At 62.5% G+C, this 13281-nt stretch carries 15 protein-coding genes; 9 read left to right on the top strand and 6 right to left on the bottom strand.

Going from position 1 to position 13281, the window contains the following annotated elements:
* Positions 1 to 36 precede the first annotated feature (36 nt).
* The 4 genes from VFZ66_19710 (at position 37) to VFZ66_19695 (ending at position 3939) form a co-directional block, all read left to right on the top strand.
* Positions 37 to 819: an amino acid ABC transporter permease gene (locus VFZ66_19710; protein ID HEX6291420.1), complete on the top strand. Its 783-nt coding sequence runs from the start codon at positions 37 to 39 to the stop codon at positions 817 to 819.
* Positions 806 to 1546, top strand: coding sequence for an amino acid ABC transporter ATP-binding protein (locus tag VFZ66_19705; protein HEX6291419.1), 741 nt, complete (start codon positions 806 to 808; stop codon positions 1544 to 1546). The genes VFZ66_19710 and VFZ66_19705 overlap by 14 nt, the downstream gene beginning before the upstream one ends.
* 220 nt (positions 1547 to 1766) lie before the next feature.
* Positions 1767 to 2432 carry a thiamine diphosphokinase gene (locus VFZ66_19700; GenBank protein HEX6291418.1) on the top strand — a complete coding sequence of 222 codons (666 nt, stop codon included), beginning with the start codon at positions 1767 to 1769 and terminating at the stop codon, positions 2430 to 2432.
* A 79-nt stretch (positions 2433 to 2511) separates the two neighbouring features.
* Positions 2512 to 3939: a hypothetical protein gene (locus VFZ66_19695; protein HEX6291417.1), complete on the top strand. Its 1428-nt coding sequence runs from the start codon at positions 2512 to 2514 to the stop codon at positions 3937 to 3939.
* Positions 3940 to 4069: 130 nt separating this feature from the next.
* On the opposite strand, the gene VFZ66_19690 is transcribed toward VFZ66_19695, so the two are convergent.
* The 3 genes from VFZ66_19690 to secD all read right to left on the bottom strand — a co-directional run bounded on the left by VFZ66_19690 (position 4070) and on the right by secD (position 6977).
* Positions 4070 to 4405: a DUF2007 domain-containing protein gene (locus VFZ66_19690; GenBank protein HEX6291416.1), complete on the bottom strand. Its 336-nt coding sequence runs from the start codon at positions 4403 to 4405 to the stop codon at positions 4070 to 4072.
* Positions 4406 to 4491: 86 nt separating this feature from the next.
* Positions 4492 to 5457, bottom strand: a complete 966-nt coding sequence (secF, locus tag VFZ66_19685; GenBank protein ID HEX6291415.1) for a protein translocase subunit SecF — start codon at positions 5455 to 5457, stop codon at positions 4492 to 4494.
* 77 nt (positions 5458 to 5534) lie between these two features.
* Positions 5535 to 6977, bottom strand: a complete 1443-nt coding sequence (secD, locus tag VFZ66_19680) for a protein translocase subunit SecD (protein ID HEX6291414.1) — start codon at positions 6975 to 6977, stop codon at positions 5535 to 5537.
* 245 nt (positions 6978 to 7222) lie between these two features.
* Here secD and VFZ66_19675 point away from each other — a divergent pair, with 245 nt between their 5' ends.
* From VFZ66_19675 to VFZ66_19660, 4 genes are all read left to right on the top strand, one after another.
* The gene (locus VFZ66_19675; protein HEX6291413.1) at positions 7223 to 7348 is read left to right on the top strand and encodes a hypothetical protein; all 126 of its coding nucleotides are present in this window, start codon (positions 7223 to 7225) and stop codon (positions 7346 to 7348) included.
* Positions 7349 to 7531: 183 nt separating this feature from the next.
* A complete protein-coding gene (locus VFZ66_19670; protein HEX6291412.1) occupies positions 7532 to 8251 on the top strand; it encodes an MBL fold metallo-hydrolase in 720 nt (239 codons plus the stop codon).
* A 93-nt stretch (positions 8252 to 8344) separates the two neighbouring features.
* Entirely contained in the window at positions 8345 to 8620 is a 276-nt protein-coding gene (locus VFZ66_19665) for a hypothetical protein (GenBank protein HEX6291411.1), read from the top strand.
* A gap of 109 nt (positions 8621 to 8729) precedes the next feature.
* Complete coding sequence (locus VFZ66_19660; protein HEX6291410.1) at positions 8730 to 9767, top strand: NAD(P)H-dependent glycerol-3-phosphate dehydrogenase; 1038 nt, start codon at positions 8730 to 8732, stop codon at positions 9765 to 9767.
* Between the two features lie 123 nt (positions 9768 to 9890).
* On the opposite strand, the gene rimI is transcribed toward VFZ66_19660, so the two are convergent.
* Together rimI and VFZ66_19650 are read right to left on the bottom strand one after the other, a co-directional pair.
* Positions 9891 to 10526, bottom strand: coding sequence for a ribosomal protein S18-alanine N-acetyltransferase (gene rimI, locus VFZ66_19655; protein ID HEX6291409.1), 636 nt, complete (start codon positions 10524 to 10526; stop codon positions 9891 to 9893).
* Positions 10527 to 10616: 90 nt separating this feature from the next.
* A complete protein-coding gene (locus VFZ66_19650; protein ID HEX6291408.1) occupies positions 10617 to 11534 on the bottom strand; it encodes a hypothetical protein in 918 nt (305 codons plus the stop codon).
* Between the two features lie 115 nt (positions 11535 to 11649).
* On the opposite strand from VFZ66_19650, the gene VFZ66_19645 reads away from it, so the two are divergent.
* On the top strand, positions 11650 to 12336 hold the full coding sequence (locus VFZ66_19645; protein ID HEX6291407.1) for a redox-sensing transcriptional repressor Rex: 687 nt from the start codon (positions 11650 to 11652) through the stop codon (positions 12334 to 12336).
* A gap of 56 nt (positions 12337 to 12392) precedes the next feature.
* On the opposite strand, the gene VFZ66_19640 is transcribed toward VFZ66_19645, so the two are convergent.
* Positions 12393 to 13265 (bottom strand): mechanosensitive ion channel family protein, encoded by an 873-nt coding sequence (locus tag VFZ66_19640; GenBank protein ID HEX6291406.1) that lies wholly within the window; start codon positions 13263 to 13265, stop codon positions 12393 to 12395.
* Between the last annotated feature and the right edge of the window lie 16 nt (positions 13266 to 13281).

Here is a 13281-nt window from a genome sequence, read left to right as displayed (position 1 = left end):
AACCAATCCCTCGCCGACAACCGCAGGAGAATGCGCATGGCTGGTGCGGGCAGCAGAACGCAGCCGGGACGTCGCGGCATTTTGCCGTTGGGCCTGGTGGATCGTACGCCCTGGTGGCTGGTGATCGTCGTCCTGGCGATGGCGATCGTGCTCTTTTCGATGCTGCAAGAGCAGCGCTACGTCCAGTCGCTCACCTACTTGTTGCGCGGCGTGGGCCTGACGATCCTCTTATCGGTGGTATCGTACGCGATTGCGCTGGTGATCGGCCTGATCGCCGGATTGGGACGTGTAGCCCGCAACCAGATTGTGTACACGCTCTCCACGATCTACGTCGAGGTGATCCGGGGCATTCCGCTGCTGGTGATCATCATCTACACCCAGGTCAACGTCGCCTCGACGATGGGCTTCAACCGCCGCCCGGTGATCTCCGGCATCGTCGCGCTCTCGATCGGCTACGGCGCGTATCTGGCGGAGGTCTATCGCGCGGGCATCGAGTCGATTGAGCGGGGCCAGATGGAGGCGGCGCGCTCGCTCGGCATGAGCTATACCCAGGCGATGCGCCATATCATCCTGCCCCAGGCGATCCGGCGCGTGCTGCCGCCGCTCGGCAACGATTTTATCGCAATGCTCAAAGACTCGTCGCTGGTTTCGGCGATTGCGGTCAACGAGCTGACGCAGCTTGGGCGGATCGAGGCGGCGCGCACATTCGACCAGTTCCGCACGCTGAATGCGGTAGCCGTTTTGTATCTGATCCTCACGCTGCTGCTCTCGCTGGGCGTGCGCTTGATCGAACGGAGGACAAGTGGTGGCAAACGGTAACATGATCCAGATCGAGAACGTCTCCAAGCGCTTCGGCAAGCTTCAGGCGCTGGACGACGTAAGCATTAACGTCGATCGCGGCGAGGTGATGATGATCATCGGGCCGTCGGGGTCCGGCAAGTCCACGCTGCTGCGCTGCATCAATCACCTTGAGGTGCCCGACACGGGCCGGGTGGTCGTGGACGGCATCGAGGTCAACGACCGGCGCGGCAACATCAACGCGGTGCGCGCCGAGGTCGGGATGGTCTTTCAGCGCTTCGAGCTGTTCCCGCATCTAACGGTGCTCGACAACGTCTGCCTGGCACAGCAGCACGTCCGCAAGCGCTCGCGCAAGGATAGCGAGAAGGTGTCGATGGATCTGCTCGACAAGGTCGGTATTCCTGAGAAGGCCAGTAGCTTTCCCGCGCAGCTTTCGGGCGGCCAGCAGCAGCGCGTGGCGATTGCGCGCGCCCTGGCGATGCAGCCCAAGATCATGCTCTTCGACGAGCCGACATCGGCGCTCGATCCTGAGATGATCAAGGAGGTGCTCGACGTGATGCTCGATCTCGCCAAAGAAGGCATGACGATGGTAGTCGTGTCGCACGAGATGGGCTTTGCGCGTAACGCGGCGCATCGCGTGGTCTTCATGGACCAGGGCAAGATCGTCGAGCAGGGCGAGCCCGATCAGGTCTTCGGCAACCCGCAGCACGAGCGCACGAAGCTCTTTCTGTCGCGGATTTTGCACTAGGCGGTTCGAGTTTCAAGTTTCAAGTTTCAAGTTTCAAGTTCTGAGTTCCGAGTTCTGAGTTCTGAGTTGGTTCTTAGTTCTTGGTTCCGGGTGCCCTCTGGGCGTCTTGGTTTCCCTTGTTCCTTTGTTCTTTTGTTCTTTTGTTCACCGTACATGGCAGGGAAGAAAGATTGTGGGGGGCACCCCCACACCCCCGGCCTGACGGCCCTTGTTCTTTCGTATGGATGAGCATAACCACTCCAGCGCCATCGTCATCGCCGATGCGCCGACGCACGACCTGCTGCCGTTCCGCGCGCTGTTGCAGCGCGCCGATCTGCTGATCACGGCGGACGGCGGCGCGCGCTATCTGCTGGCGCTCGACATGCTGCCGCACATCGCGGTCGGAGATTTCGACTCGCTCACGCCTGAGCAGCTTGAGATCCTGGTGCAGGCGGGCGTCGAGGTGCAGCGTCACTCGATCCACAAAAACGAAACCGACCTGGAGCTGGCGCTGCTGCAAGCGATTGGACGCGGCGCGCGCTGCATCTATGTGCTGGCGGCGCTCGGCGGACGGCCCGACCAACACCTGGCGAACCTGCAACTGCTGACGCATCCTGCGCTCGCTCAGGCCGACGTGCGTATGCTGCACGAGCGCTGGGAGGTCTTCGCGATCCGCCACTCGGCGCGGATCTCCGGCACGCCCGGCGAAACCGTCTCGCTGCTGCCGATGACCGAGCAGGTCGTGGGCATCGTCACCGAGGGGCTGTACTACCCGCTGCGCGACGAGGCGCTGTTTCTCGGCCCCGCTCGCGGCGTCAGCAATGTCCTGGTCAGCACAGAGGCCAGCATCGGCGTGCGCGGCGGCATTCTGCTATGTATGCACGAGCTGCGCGAGCCGCACACCTGATCATGATTCATCGGTTGCCCGATAACCAGCGCCTATGGTACGATCGCCCACCGACAAGACGCACGAAGGGAGCGTAGCCATGCCCGCAGACGATGGTCGCGACATCGTAATTGTGAGCGACTTTCATATGTCGTCCGGCTATAATCAGCGGACCGGCACCTTCAGCCGAAACGAGGATTTTTTCTACGATGCCGCGTTCGAGCGCTTCATCGACAAGCTGATCGCGCAGGCGCAGAGGGAGCAGCGCGGCTGGCGGCTGGTGATCCTGGGCGATTTCGTAGATTTCTTGCAGGTGGAGCGGCCCAGAAACCACGACAACATTACCTCAAGCGCCGACACGGTTTCAAAGCTGGAGGAGATCGCGCGGGGTCATGTGCGAATCTTTGCCTCGCTGGCTCGCTTCATCGACGCCGGTCATGTCGTCGATCTGGTCATCGGCAACCATGACATCGAGTTCATCTGGCCCGATGTGCAGGCGCGCTTCAAGCAGTTGATCGCGCAGCACGCGCGGGCAGATGACGCTGCCGCCCAGATTACCGTTCATCCCTGGATCTTCTACGTGCCGGGCGTGCTCTACGCCGAGCACGGGCAGCAGTACGACATCTATAACTCGTTCGCGACGCTGTTGCAGCCGATGCTGCCGTCCAATCCGGCGCTGATCGAGATGCCGCTTGGCTCGTTCTTCGTGCTATACCTGTTCAATCACCTGGAGCGTCTCGATCCTTTCGCGGATAACGTCAAGCCCGCGACGCGCTACCTGAGCTGGGCGATACGCACCCATCCGATCGTTGCGCTGGCCTCGCTGGGCTACCATCTGCAATTCTTTGTGAAAGTGTTGCGCAGTGCCAGTAAGCTCAGCGAGGCGGAGCAGCAGGCGCGGCGCGAAGCCTACCGCCGCGCGGTTGTCGCGCCGTATGCCGCGACGATTGGCCTGCCGGTGGAGACGCTGGTCGAGATCGACCGGATGGCGGCGATTCCGGCGATGTCGAACCACCTGCGGCAGGTTGAGGCGCTGGTGGTGCGTCCGATGATTCCGGGCATACCTGCGCTGGCGGCGGTAGCGGCGATCTACCGCGCGACCAAGAAGGTGCGCCCCGGCATGCGCTCGTTCTTAATGCTGATGGGCGGCATCGGCGGCTTGCTCTGGCGCGAGCGGCGCCTGCTCCGTCCAGCGACGCAGCCGGGCACCTACCTCTTCGCAGCCGCGCTCCGCATTCATGAGCAGCTCAGCCGGATCAACGCCGCCGTGCCCGCCTACGTCTTCGGGCATACCCATACCGCCGAGCAATATCCGCTGATCGATTCCGACGACGGCCCGCGCTATCTGAACACGGGCACCTGGACGCCGCTCGTGCCGCATGCGTTCGATCTGGTGAGCACGCGCGAACGTTTCTCATTCGTGCAGATCACACGCGATCCAGCGCAGGGCCAGGTGCAGGCCCGGTTGATGCTCTGGAACGATGCGGCAGAGCGGGTGGAGCCGCTGCCGCTGCTGATGTCGTCGTAGCCATCGGGCTGGGAGTTCCAAGTTCCAAGTTTCAAGTTTCAAGTTTCAAGTTCCTCCTTGGTTCTTGGTTCTTCCCGTTGTTCTCTGTTCTTTGTTCTGTTGTTCTTTGTTCTTTCGTTTGTTCCCTCGTTCACTCGTCTCCCGGTTGGACCACGCCGATGCCGACCAGCTCGTTGTAGGCTTGCTCGGCCAGCGCGGGCGGCACCCAGATCTCGGCGCTGCCGAACGAGCCGATCGACAGCCCGTAGAGCGGCCCCAGGCTGTTGCGCTTGACGTAGGCCGGAATGCCCGCGCTCTGAAGCGCATCGTTCGCCATCTCGATCTCGACCGGCCCGCTGACGACCGCGACCAGAACGGGCGCGTCGTCGCCGTCGCCGCCGAATCGTGTGGTCGCGCTCGTCTGCGGCTGCGCTTCCGGCTCCTCAGGCCGCTCGATCGGCCTGTGCCAGGGCAGTGCGTCCTCCATGCTTCCTCCTTGAAACGTCGAAGCCACCGCCGGAAACACGCGCGATGCTTCACGGGGTGGCTCGAACAAGCGCAGTTGTGTCGAGGCTAGGCCGCCACCTGATTGGGCCGCTGATCGTGTCCGAAGGCGCGCCGCCAATCGTTGCCCCAGCCGTTCTCCCAGACCACCAGCAATTGTGCGGCGTTGAAGATCGAGGAGTACGTTCCCGACAGCAGACCGATCAGCAGGATCAGCACGAAGTGCTGGATCGTCTGGCCGCCGAAGAGCAGCAGCGCCAGCAGCGTCAGCATAACCGTAAGCTGGGTGTTGATCGAGCGGCTGAGCGTCTGGACGATCGAGACGTTGACCACCTCTTCAAAGGGCTGGCCCGTGCGGCGGTACCTCAGGTTTTCGCGCACCCGGTCGAACACGACGATGGTATCGTGGACCGAGAACGAGATCACCGTCAGCAGCGCCGTCAGGAAGAGCGCGTCGACTTCCAGGCCGATGAAATAGCCCAGGATCGAGGCCATACCAAGCACCAGCAGCACGTCGTGCAGCATCGCGAGGATCGCGCACACGCCGTAGCGGAGCGGGTTGGGCGCGTGGCGGAACGCAAACGTCAGGTAGCCCAGGATTGCCAGCGATGCCGCCATCACCGCGATCACCGCCTGCTGGGTCGACTCGCGGCTGACCGTCGCGCCCACCGTCTCGAAGCGGGTAAGCTCCGCGCCCGGAAAGGCCTTGGTCATCGCATCGGTGACTTGCTGCTTCTTGGGGTCTTCCGCCTTGACTTCGGGCGAGCGCACCGTGACGACCTCTTGTTGCAGCGCGTTGGGCGGGCTCACCTGCGCGATAGCCTCGACGCCCTGCTCGTGAAAGATCGTCTGGACTTCGTTCGTCCCGACCGCTGTGGTGCGATTGGGGATCGAAAATTCCCACAGCGTCCCGCCCGCGAAATCAATGCTGGGCCTCAGACCACCGCCGGGCATGACCAGGAAGATCAGCCCCGGAATAATTGCCAGCAGCGAGATCGCGAACCACACATACCGTTTACCGACAAGATTAAGCATCGTGTTTCCTCAAACAGACAAAATGAACTGTGTACGGCTGTGGCTCTCGATCCCGCAGCCGTACCGCATCGTTAGTGTTAGAGCGCCTCGGCAGCGCGGGCTGCGCTCTGCTGTGACGGCTCTTCGACGGCGTACCACCAGCGCCTGCGGAACGCCCCAGACTCGACCAGCAGACGCAAGAAGGTGCGCGTAATCACGACCGCCGTGAAGAGGCTGACGGCGATACCAAGGCCCAGCGTCAGAGCAAAGCCTTTGATGATGCTGACGCCGAAGCTAGAGCCGAACCAGTACAGAATCATCGTCGTGATGAACGTCGAGATGTTCGAGTCGCGGATCGACGGCCAGGCATGGATAAAGCCTTCTTCGACCGCCGCGTTCAGCGATCTGCCCCGCCGCAGCTCTTCTTTCAGGCGGGCAAAGATCAGCACGTTGCCGTCAACCGCCAGACCGATCGACAGGATGAAACCGGCGATACCGGCCAGCGTCAGCGTGATCGGGATGAAGCGGTAGAGCGCGAACGAGATCGCCGTGTAGATCAGCAGCGCGATCACCGACAGCAGGCCGGGCAGCCGGTAGTAGATGATCATGAACAGCGCGACCGCTAACAGTCCGACGATACCGGCGATAAACGAGGCGTTGATCGAGGCTTCGCCCAGCGTCGCGGTCACGGTGCGGCTGGTTTCGACATCGAAGCCGACCGGCAGCGAGCCGTAGCGCAGCACGTTATAGATCGCGTCGCGGTCTTGCGTGGTGTTGGACGAGATCTGCCCGCTGCCGGGGAGCACGTCCTGAATCGTCGCGCTCGACTGGACGCGGTTATCCAGCACGATCGTCAGCGGCTTGCCGATATTTTGCGCAGTAAAGGTTTGCAGGCGCGTCGCCGAGTCGCCCTCGAACTCGAAGCTGACCACCGGCTTGCCGGTCTGGTCCACGCCGGGCTGGACCGAGGTGGTCTTCAGTTCGTTGCCGTCGGCGACGACCTCGAACAGCGGCCCGCTCATGGCCTGAGCCAGCTCTTGAGTCGCCGTGACATCCTGGGTCGCAGAGACGGTATCGGTGCTGGTGAGGCTGTTGGTGCTCGCGATCGACGGGGTGGGGCTGCCGGTGGTACGCACAAGCTGGCCCTGGGGGAGGTACTGCCCCTGCGGATCGATCAGCTCGAGCTTACCGGTCGAGCGGATCGTCTGGAGCGCCGTCTCCGGCTGATCGACGTCGGGCAGCTCGACGATGATGCGGTCGCTGCCGGATGTTTGCACCGTCGCCTCGCTCACGCCCAGGCCGTTGACACGGCTTTCGATCACGCCGCGCGCGACTTCGAGGCTCTCCGCGTCGATGTTGGAATCGCGGGAGCGGAGCAATACCTGCGTACCGCCGCGCAGATCGAGTCCAAGCCGGGTGTGAACGTCGCGCCAGGCCAGTCCTTGTGTAGGCCACAAGGCACGTTTGTCTTCTTCGCTGACACGTGGTGTAAAATCGATCCAGAGTGCGAGGCCCGTGATCACCAGGATCAAGAGCAACATGTTAATTTCTCGTCGCCGCACAGGTGTGCTTGCCTCCTCAAACAAAGGGATTGGTTGGGGTTTGTATGTATTAAGCCAGACCGCGCTGTGGACAAAGGTTATCGATTTTCTGGTGAGCGGTGCTTAAGCTTGAAACGAAGGAATTATAGGCTGTAGCGCACGGCCTGTCAAAGCTTTATCAAAACCAATTTCGGCCAGGCTGCGTATAATGAGTAGGTGTCTGATTTCTCTGGAAGGATGATCGCATGTTGCATGTATTTGCGCGTATTCTCGATAGAATCGCCGCCTGGCTGGAGCGGGTGTTGGGCGGCGGCACGCCTGAGCTGGTGCCGGTTCCCGTCCCGGCCAACACGCCCCGTCGCCGCCGCTAATCGCGCGATGATCGGGTTAGCTGCATACGATTTGCTGTCCTTGTCGTTTCGGCAAGGACATGCGTATTTAACTGGAGTTGCGCCCTTCAATGCACGCGCCCTGGGCAGAATCGTACCCTGCTGCGGCTGGCTGGCAGCCATTGGTTGACAAAGCGCGTAGCTCTCGTATTTATGAGGTACACCATGCAAATCGCCGATGGGATCTGGCTGGTAGATAAGCTGCGCGCGTCGAATGTCTATATCGTCGCGACAAACGGCGGCGCGGTCGTAGTCGATACGGGTATCCCCGGCAGTGCCAACGCGATTATCGACATGCTGCACCACGCTGGCTTCACCGCGCAGCAGGTGCGCGCGATCGTGATCACTCATGCTCACAGCGATCACATCGGCAGCGCGCTTGCCTTGCAGCAGGCCACGGGCGCGCCGATCTGCGCCTCGCCGGGGGAGTCGGCGGCGATCGAGGGCCGCGCGCCGCTGCCGCATCCGCCCGGATTACAAGCCCTGCCGCAGATTATCGCTACCACGCTGATGCCGCCCCCGCCGGTTGCGGTGCAGCATCTTTTGCATTCGGGCGCGGCTATTCCGCACATGCCAGGCTGGCGCGTGGTCAGCACGCCGGGCCATACGCCGGATCACATCAGCTTCTATCATCCCGAACGCGAGTTTCTACTCGTCGGCGACGCGGTCGTCAATATCATGGGCCTGCGCCGCTCGCCCTGGATCTTCACATCGCAGATGTCGCTGGCGCGGTCCTCGGTAGCGCTGCTGGCCGGGCTACGCCTGCGCAGCGCCGGTTTCGGGCACGGCTCGCCCGTCATCGACGATCCGACGCTCATGGAGCGGCTCGCGGCGGTCGCGCGCCAGGACAGGTACCGGGCCGTCTCGACACACCGCTCAAGCTGAAACAAGACTAGCGTCTGCTTCGGAGGAATTGCATCGGCCAGGATTGATGGTAGAATACCCACAGCCCCGTAGCTACCATTGACAGAGGTGATCATGGATTCAAACTACGCCTTGATGCAGGCTATGTTTTTTGCACTTGCAGGTTGGCTGGCGACATGCTACCGGATCGTTCACTCACGAATCAGCCCGCGAACGCGGCGCCTGCTGGTCATTCCCTTGTGGTTTGCGTGGATGGCTGTGGCCCTCGGCGGCCCGGTCTTTCAAGGCGCTATCAGCGTGACCGATGCGCTGACCACTGGTGCCAGCTTTAGCGCGGGCATGGTGATCTTCCTGGTCATGCGTCGTTTGAATAGCCGACGCCCGAACTAACGTCTGAGACGACATTGCCAGAGCGTGCGATAAGGCGCGGGAGCAGCTGCTCCCGCGCTGTGGTGTTTGGCTCGTGATGTTGATCCGCTCGTGTGATAGGAGGCCCGCTGTGGATATCTCATCTCACTCGATTACCGTCGTCGGCACCGGAAGCTGGGGTACGACTCTCGCGATTTCTCTGGCTCGCGCCGGGCGGCGCACGACGCTGCTTGCGCGCACGCAGGAGGAGGCAGGGCGCTTGCGCGCCGCCGGGCAGCACGAGCGCTTTGCTCCGGGCGTGCCCTTTCCGCTCTCGCTGGCGATCGAGAGCGATCCCGCAGTAGCGATGCGCGGCTGCCGTCTGGTACTGCTGGTCGTGCCCTCGCAGACGATGCGCGCGAATGCCGAGACGCTCAAGCCGTACGTGCCATCGGACGCGGTTGTGCTGAGCTGCGCGAAAGGCTTTGAGCAGGGCTCGCTCAAGCGGATGAGTGAGGTGCTGGCGGAGGTGCTGCCGCTCGATCCGGCGCAGATCGGCGCGCTCTCAGGGCCAAATATCGCGCGCGAGATTCTTGAGAGCAAGCCCGCGACGACGGTCGTGGCGACGCCGGATCAGACGATGGCGGAGACGGCCCAGCGCTTGCTGACGACCTCACATTTCCGCGTGTACACCGGCGACGATGTGGTCGGGATCGAGCTGGCGGGCGCGCTTAAGAATATCATCGCGCTTGGCGCGGGCATCGCCGACGGGCTGAATGCCGGTGATAACGCTAAGGCGGCGTTTATGACGCGCGGCCTGTCCGAGATCGCGCGCCTGGGCATTATGCTCGGCGCGAATCCGCTGACCTTCGCGGGTCTGGCCGGTCTGGGCGATCTGGTCGCAACCTGCGCCAGTCCCTACAGCCGGAACCGGCGCATGGGCGAGGCGCTGGCGCGTGGCCTGACTCTCGAAACCGCGCGGGCGCAGCTTGGCGGCATCGCCGAAGGCGTGACGACAGTCCAGACAGCCCGTGAGCTGGCGGCGCAGTATCAGGTCGAGCTGCCGATTGCCGACCAGTTGCATGCGATCCTGTTCGGGGGGAGATCGCCGCAGCACGCGATCGTCGAGCTGATGCAGCGGGAGGTCAAGCACGAGCTTGAGGGCATGCGCGGATTGCTTGGGCTGTAATCGAGTTCCAAGTTTCAAGTTTCGAGTTTCAACTCCCCAGGTCTGCGTTCCGGGTGCCGGGCGGGTGCCAGACCGGGTGCCCTTTGGGCATGGGCACCCGGCGTCGTAGTTCTTGGTTCTCCGCTAGGGATCTTGCTCGGACTGGCGCTTGAGTCGCTCGGCAAGGACCGTGCGCAGTTGTCTGAGCCGGGCCTGATACTCAGGCGTGGTGATCTCGTTGGTCCACATCACCAGCGCGTCTTCGTTGTTATCGGTGTAGTAGCGCCGCCGCGTGCCGCGCGCCTCGAAACCATATTTCAGGTATAAGTTCTGCGCGACGGTGTTCGACACGCGGACCTCAAGCGTCATAAAGTTCGCGCCCAGCTCGATCCCAAGATCGATCAGGCCGTTGAGCACCAGCTCGCCGACGCCCTGGCCGCGTACCTCAGGGGCGGATGCGATCGTGGTGATATGCGCCTCATCCACGGTCAGCCAGATGCCGCCATAGCCGACCACCGGATACGGGCTCGGCGTGGCCGGGGTGCTGAAGCGCGCGGGCAGCAGGTTGGCAAGCCAGCTGCGGCGCGGCTCCGGCGGCGGAGTGTGATCGTCGGGCGGACGTGTACGGCTGCCGCGCGCGACGATGTAGCGCGAGTGCTCGGGCGAGCGCAGTTCGCGGAGGTAGGTTGCTGCCGACCAGGGAGTGGTGAAGCTCTGGCGCTCGATCTCCTGAACGCGCGGTACGTCGGTTTCACGCATCGGCTCGATAAAGAAGTACACGCGCTACTCCTGATTCTGATCGTGTGCCGATGCAACATGGCAAAAGATGTCTTTTGCCATTTCGCGCCGGATCGGCTGGCTGATTGAGCCTTACTGCTTGGGCTGCTCTAGCACTTCGACGCTTTCAACCTTGATCTGCTGCTTGTAGCGGCCATCCGGCCCGAAGTCGCCGGTCTGGAACGTGCCCGTCACCTCGACAAGACCCCAGACAAAGGTGTTGTTCGGCCCGATGTTGAGCTGCCCCGACTTCTCAGGCGGGAAGCCGTCCAGGCCCATGGTGATACCGCCCGGCATCGGAGCCCCACCAGCGCTGCCATCCGGCGTCTTTTCGCTCTCCACTTTTTGCACGAACATGCCCTGTGTGGCCGGGCTCCAGAAGTAGTAGCCGCGCGAGGTCACGCGCTGGCCGCTGTACGTGGCCGGATCGGCGGATAGCGCGAAGATCGAAACCCTGCCCTCGCCAAGCGGCTCGTCTTTGACCTCGGCGACGACACGCTCGATCTCTTGCAGCGATCTGGCCTCTTTGACCTGGAGCCGGTATTTGTACGCGCCGCCGGGGCCGTAGCCGCCGTTTGCCTCGAACAAGCCGGTCACTTCCACCACGCCCCAGACCGAGTCGCCGGGACGATGCAGATCGGCGGTCACGGCGGCGGGAAAGTTCTCCAGCCAGATCGCGCCGGTGCTTGGCTCGCCGACGGCAGTGGTCGAGGGCTGGCACTCGCCGGTGCTGCCGCACTGGACGCTCGCATAGATCGGCTGCGCGTCCTGCGTGCTGCGATCGGCGGTGCTCACGCCCGGCAGCAGCACCGAGGTGGCGGGATCGCCCGGCTTCCACAGGTAAAAGCCCTGTGCCGTGACATCTTTTCCGGCAAACTCCTGCGGTCGCTGGACCAGATCATAGACGGTCGGGGGGGTATTAATCAGCCCGGCAGGTGCGCTACAGGCTGTGAGTAGCAGCGCGAGCAGAATGATTCCAAGCCAACGTGCGCGTTGTGCGCCACGAATCATGCGTTTATCCTCCTGAGATTGGATCGGCGGGGATTATAGCAGACGCGCTGAGCTTTGGGCAATCCCATTTGTGAAATAAGTTGACAACTCTTTCGGGCTTGCCCTATACTTTGTGATGATTTCACAAACATCCACGAGAAAATGGAGATACAGGGTGGATAAGCAGTCTATGCCCCCGGACGTCGTGGTCCGGCGTTTGCCGCTCTACGCCCGTACGCTCGCCTACCTACAACAAGAAGGAGTGAAGTCGGTTTCTTCGCAAGAGCTTGGCGCGCGTATCAATGTGACCGCGGCACAGATCCGTAAGGATCTCTCCTACTTCGGTCAGCTCGGCAAGCAGGGCATCGGCTACAAAGTCGATGATCTGCTGGAGCATATTAATCGCATCCTTGGGCTTAGCCAGGATTGGAACGTGGTGCTGGTCGGCGTCGGGCATCTGGGCCAGGCGATTGCTCGGTACAGTGGTTTCAGCGAAAAAGGTATTCATATCGTCGGGCTGTTCGATACCGATCCCAGAAAGATCGGCTCTGAGCTTGTGGGGCTGACGATCCATCACGTCAATACGATCCCAACCGTGGTGCGCGAGCAGAACGTGCGGATGGCGATTGTCGCGGTTTCGGCGGAGCAGGCGCAGGATGTGGTCGATCTGCTGGTCAAGGCTGGCGTCGAAGCGATCCTGAACTACGCGCCGGTGATTGTGCAGGTGCCCGAAGGCGTGTGGGTGCGGCACATCGATCCCGTGTCGTTGCTCCACAGCATGACTTATTACCTCGCTCGTGAAGCCCCGTTCGAGAAGCCTTAACATCTCATCTCAACGATCATCAGAGTCCGCACTCAGGGTGCCGTTCGCCCGACGCGCTACGATGCGGTGTCTGCCTGCTGGATGGCCTGTGCTTTCAGCGTCTGTGCCAACGCGTTGAGCTGCTCGATCACCTGCGACTGTTTGTGCGCCGCGTCGGGAGCCTGCGCGGGCAGCCAGTACTGCGCGTCGAGCGTGACCGCATCGGCGGACAGCGCAGATACGACGACCTGCGGCGGCGGCTCCTGCTCCAGCCCTGGAATCTCGCGCAGCGCCGCCTCTAACTGCTGGCGCACCGGCTCGATCGGCAGGGTCGCGGGCACGCTGATCGCTACATGAAAGCGACGGCGCGCATAGCGCGTCAGGTTGACGATCGGGCTGCTGTACACGTCGGCATTGGGCACCAGCACCTGCTCGCCGTCGTTGGTGCGCAGCGTGGTGGCGCGCAGCGAGACATCCGTGACAACGCCCTCGAAATCTTTGACTTTGATCCGATCGTCCAGCCGGAAGGGCCGTAGGATCAGCAGCAGGACGCCCGCCGCAAAGTTTTTGGTAATGTCCTGAAGCGCAAAGGCGATGACCAGACCGGCAATGCCCAGGCTGGCGATGAAGCTGGTGACGAGCTGGGTTTGCTTGAACACCGACAGCACGTAGAGCGCCGCCAGCAGCAGCACGCCGATCCGCGCCATGCGTCCCAGCAGCCGCGCCAGCTCACGGTGCTCGTTGCGCAGCCCGACGACGTGCTCCACCGCGCGCTGCGCGCGATCGTCGACGAAGAGCGCAACCGCCACGACGATCAGCGCCTGGATCAGGTTGGGAATATTTTTGAGGACCGACTCGCGCCAGCCGACCGAGAGTGTGCTGAGGCACTGCGCGATCGTCTGGCCGTCGCTGCACTGAATTTGGAAGAGCGCTTGCTGCCATACGCTCATGGGCACCTCCTGTATC

This window comes from Herpetosiphonaceae bacterium, assembly GCA_036374795.1.
GTDB lineage: Bacteria > Chloroflexota > Chloroflexia > Chloroflexales > Kallotenuaceae > LB3-1.
This window is presented reverse-complemented; position numbering and strand designations above follow the sequence as displayed.

Coding starts and splice junctions, on each gene's coding strand:
- VFZ66_19710 (HEX6291420.1), top strand. CDS start 37: ATGGCTGGTGCGGGCAGCAGAACGCAGCCGGGACGTCGCGGCATTTTG.
- VFZ66_19700 (HEX6291418.1), top strand. CDS start 1,767: ATGGATGAGCATAACCACTCCAGCGCCATCGTCATCGCCGATGCGCCG.
- VFZ66_19695 (HEX6291417.1), top strand. CDS start 2,512: ATGCCCGCAGACGATGGTCGCGACATCGTAATTGTGAGCGACTTTCAT.
- VFZ66_19690 (HEX6291416.1), bottom strand. CDS start 4,405: ATGGAGGACGCACTGCCCTGGCACAGGCCGATCGAGCGGCCTGAGGAG.
- secF (HEX6291415.1), bottom strand. CDS start 5,457: ATGCTTAATCTTGTCGGTAAACGGTATGTGTGGTTCGCGATCTCGCTG.
- secD (HEX6291414.1), bottom strand. CDS start 6,977: ATGTTGCTCTTGATCCTGGTGATCACGGGCCTCGCACTCTGGATCGAT.
- VFZ66_19675 (HEX6291413.1), top strand. CDS start 7,223: ATGTTGCATGTATTTGCGCGTATTCTCGATAGAATCGCCGCCTGGCTG.
- VFZ66_19670 (HEX6291412.1), top strand. CDS start 7,532: ATGCAAATCGCCGATGGGATCTGGCTGGTAGATAAGCTGCGCGCGTCG.
- VFZ66_19665 (HEX6291411.1), top strand. CDS start 8,345: ATGGATTCAAACTACGCCTTGATGCAGGCTATGTTTTTTGCACTTGCA.
- VFZ66_19650 (HEX6291408.1), bottom strand. CDS start 11,534: ATGATTCGTGGCGCACAACGCGCACGTTGGCTTGGAATCATTCTGCTC.
- VFZ66_19645 (HEX6291407.1), top strand. CDS start 11,650: ATGATTTCACAAACATCCACGAGAAAATGGAGATACAGGGTGGATAAG.
- VFZ66_19640 (HEX6291406.1), bottom strand. CDS start 13,265: ATGAGCGTATGGCAGCAAGCGCTCTTCCAAATTCAGTGCAGCGACGGC.